This window comes from Micromonospora sp. HNM0581 (genome assembly GCF_012726175.1).
Lineage (GTDB): Bacteria > Actinomycetota > Actinomycetes > Mycobacteriales > Micromonosporaceae > Micromonospora.
The window spans coordinates 1-3,663 of the sequence record NZ_JAASAD010000046.1 but is presented as its reverse complement, the minus strand read 5'-3'; the positions used below and the strand labels follow the sequence as shown (position 1 = coordinate 3,663).

Here is a 3,663-nt window from a genome sequence, read left to right as displayed (position 1 = left end):
GTGTTGACCGACCTGGCCGTGATGATCGCCGACGGCGGTGAGGCGATCAGCGATTTCGAAACCCTGCGCCGGCAGGGCGAGGTGTTCGGGCAGGTCGCGTCGCAGGCCACGTCCTGGCGGGCCCTGGACGAGGTCGGTCCCGCCCAGTTGCGTCGTATCGCCACGGCCCGGGCACGAGCGCGGGCCCATGTCTGGTCGCAGTTGGATCGGGTCCCGCCGGCGAAGGCCGCCGGGCGTGAGATCGGTGAAGGCACGGTCGTCATCGACGTTGACGCGTCGCTGCTACTCGCGCACTCGGAGAAGGAGAACGCGACACCGACCTACAAGCGCACGTTCGGGTTCCACCCGCTCCTCGTCACGTGTGACAACACGAACGAACTCCTCACGGTCAAGCTGCGTCCCGGCAACGCCGGGTCGAACACCGCCACGGATCATGTCGAGGTGTTGACCGACGCCCTGGCGCAGATCCCGGCCCCACACCGCCGTGACGTGCTCGTACGCGCCGACGGAGCCGGCGCCACCCACATGTTCCTGGACTGGCTCACCGCCAGAAACAGCCCACGGCGCCGGATGCAGTACTCGATCGGGTGGCGTGTCGACGGCGACGACCACGCCGCGATCACCGCCCTGCCCGACACCGGGTGGACACCCGCGCTGAACGCCGACGGCGGGGTCCGCGACGGTGCGATGGTCGCCGAGCTGACCGGCCTGCTCAACCTGGGCGGGTGGCCCGACGGGATGCGCGTCATCGTGCGCCGCGAACGACCGCACCCCGGAGCGCAACTGACCCTGTTCGAAACCGTAGACGGGTGGCGTTACACCGCGTTCGTCACGAACACCCAGGTCGGGGCCCTGCAGTGGCTCGAAGCGCGGCACCGCGCCCACGCCCGCGTCGAGGACCGGATCCGCTGCGCGAAACAGGCTGGCCTCGACCGACTCCCGTCACGGGTGTTCGCGATCAACCAAGCCTGGTGCGCCCTGACCGCGGTCGCCGCCGACTTGACCGCCTGGCTGCAACTCATCGGCCTCACCGGCGACCTCGCCCGCGCCGAACCGAAAACGTTTGCGCTACCGGGTCCTGCACACCGCCGCCCGCCTCATCCGAGGCCAACGCCACCGACGCCTGCGCATCCCGACCACCTGGCCCTGGGCCGAGCAGATCACCGCCGCGTTCCACCGGATCGCGGCCATCCCCGCACCCGGCTGACCCACCACAGCCCTTATCCCGACGACCGGAGGAAACCAGGAGAAACGCCCACCGCCGCGACAGACGGCCCATCACCACACCCTCCCGGGCAGCCCATCGACATCCAACGATGACCGGCGCTGGATCGACCCGACCCGCGTCGAGCGCGAATGATCGAGGCTAGCAGCGAGGAGCGGAAGCGGCACATCACGACTTTGCCGGGGCCCGGGAATGTCACCCGACGACATTTGCATGGACGCGGACCGGAATATGACTCACATCACTCAGCCGCCAAGCGGGCCAGAAGTATGGTCGGTCGCCGCCAAGGCTGCACCTGCTAGAACGCACGGAAACGAGCAGGCGGCCGGCGCGGGACGCCAGAGATTCCAAACGGAAGAGATAGGCAGGGGTCCATCGTGCCAAACAACTAAGGCAGTCTCCGTCCGGAACAGTGGTTAGCTGTTCATCAATGGGACTGGAGGTCTACCATGATCAGGAAAGCGTGGCCAGTGGCAGGGCTACTCGGAGTAACACTTGTTACGATAACCGCATTTCCTTGTCCCGCCAGCGCCGAACCGCCTACACTGCGGGTAGACGCCGAAGCGGCGCTTACCATTGCTGACGTCCGCACGGGTCGAGTCATTTCCCTCGCCGATGCGAGTGCGCCAGAAAGTGGCTATCCGCCAGGGACCCTTGTTGTCGCCAAGATGCCGAGTGGTTCACTCGGCATTGTCGACCGTACGATGCTGGATCAGGGCGTGGTGTCCAAGGCAACCCCGTCGGCAGTGGATTTGTCGTGGGACGCCTATGCGCCGTCCGCTCGATACGAGATCAGTCGAGACGGCAAGGTTGTCGCCACGCTCGCGAGCGGCGTCTCTACATATCGGGACACCAAGGTTTCGGGTGGGTCGAAGTATCGGTACAACATCGTCCCGTTGCTCGCGGGGGAAGTATCGCACCCGAGCGCGAAGATGTGGAGCATGAGTGTGGGAGTGCCCAGTCCTCCCGCCAAACAGCAAAGTACGGCGCACTCCCTGCAGCGACAAGGCTTAGCGCATGCACGCGCCGCCGCCCCGGGGGCGTCTACGTCGCTCTGGTGGGACACGTTTATTCCCCAATCGCGTATCGACGCTCCTCCGGTTGGATGCGAGTACGGGAGTGGCTACGCCTTCGGCGGTGATGGGCGGACATACAGCCCGCTGCCCCAAACATTCCGCACCCGTGTGGGAGTCCTGATCACGTGGTACAACAAGGACGTCAGGGGCGATTGGGCGATTGGGGAGACAAAGGTTTACCGCAAGAGCGACGGAGCGGTAGTCAGCCGCAAAACTGCTTCCGGATCTGGCATGGTCGCGCGGAAGCTCAGCTCGGGCTCGGACTATGTCGGCGTACGGTTGGAGACGCACGCCAGCAACCCATTCTGCAGCGTCGGAGCCATCGACGGTGGCCTAACAATGCATTTAAAGCAGGTGGGACACTACTCTGTCATTTCCGGCAACCACCGCCAGATGCCTAACCACCACGTTTACATCCAGGACTACAACGACGACGGCTTGGTCATCACCGACGTCTACAAGCGCGACGCCGCCAATCCGCTGTGCTTGATAGGCACTGTTACTTGCCCCTTGGCGAACTTCTTCGGTTCAGGCTCTTGGTAAATCTTTCGGTCTGAAATCTCGGCCATCGCCGAGGGTTGGTGGTTGCGGCACCAGTTGGCCGCGAGGCGATCTGCCTTGCGGCCGACTACGTCGTTGAATGGGCCAAAAACAGCCGCCAGCCGCTAGCCCCGGCGATCCAGACAAAAAACACGTATCCTGACAAGACCCACCAAACAAGCATGTAATAGAAAACATATGCGCCCCCCCATGCGAAACCAAGCACCCCGATCGTGATCAGGGAGGCAAGTGCAATAATTCCACCGACCGCCCAGTTTTGGCCTGCCGACAAGAAGCTTGAACGTGCGCAACAGCCGAAAATGACGATGCAGCTAAGCGTCATAGCGAGCGGAATCAGAACGTTAGGCGTTAGTAATAGGTCACGAAACATCTGACGTGCCGCCTCGCTTCCCCCGGTAGCGCGGAACCATCCGATGGAAAGAATGCAGGAAAACGCCCACGGCACCAGGGACGGGATGAGGATAGCGCTCCACCGTCGTGTCATACTCTCACTCTAACCTCGGCCCTTCGTTAACCTCGCCCCTTCGTTAAGGGGTGTCCAAGGTGTGGACCGGGAACGAAGAAGTGCCTTCTGATCAGGGAAAATAGGGCTTGTCGAGAGTCCCATGTTCCTGTCACGGAAGGCACTTGCTGGGTGAAGGTTACCGCAACACGGCCGAAGATCACGGTGACCGGTGACGGGCGGGGCGTTGTCGGTCACGCCGGTGTCCGGCTGCTGACTGATCTGGCTGATGCGACCGGTCTGACCAGCGCGTTCAGCCAAGCCTTGGCGGGGTTGCGGCAGCGGCAGGGTGGGCATGA

The 3,663-nt window shown here is 63.6% G+C and carries 3 protein-coding genes and 1 pseudogene; 3 read left to right on the top strand and 1 reads right to left on the bottom strand.

All coding sequences use genetic code 11. The features are described from left to right. Together HCA58_RS22975 and HCA58_RS22970 are read left to right on the top strand one after the other, a co-directional pair. On the top strand, positions 1 to 1,320 hold a 1,320-nt coding region (locus HCA58_RS22975), incomplete at its 5' end, for an IS1380 family transposase (RefSeq protein WP_240956608.1). A 609-nt stretch (positions 1,321 to 1,929) separates the two neighbouring features. Continuing rightward, positions 1,930 to 2,844, top strand: coding sequence for a DUF3238 domain-containing protein (locus HCA58_RS22970; protein ID WP_169600132.1), 915 nt, complete (start codon positions 1,930 to 1,932; stop codon positions 2,842 to 2,844). Between the two features lie 85 nt (positions 2,845 to 2,929). Here the strand turns inward: HCA58_RS22970 and HCA58_RS22965 are convergent, their stop codons facing one another. Then, on the bottom strand, positions 2,930 to 3,346 hold the full coding sequence (locus tag HCA58_RS22965) for a hypothetical protein (RefSeq protein WP_169600130.1): 417 nt from the start codon (positions 3,344 to 3,346) through the stop codon (positions 2,930 to 2,932). A gap of 90 nt (positions 3,347 to 3,436) precedes the next feature. On the opposite strand from HCA58_RS22965, the pseudogene HCA58_RS22960 reads away from it, so the two are divergent. Beyond that, positions 3,437 to 3,663 (top strand): annotated as a pseudogene (locus tag HCA58_RS22960) (hypothetical protein); the annotation flags it as partial.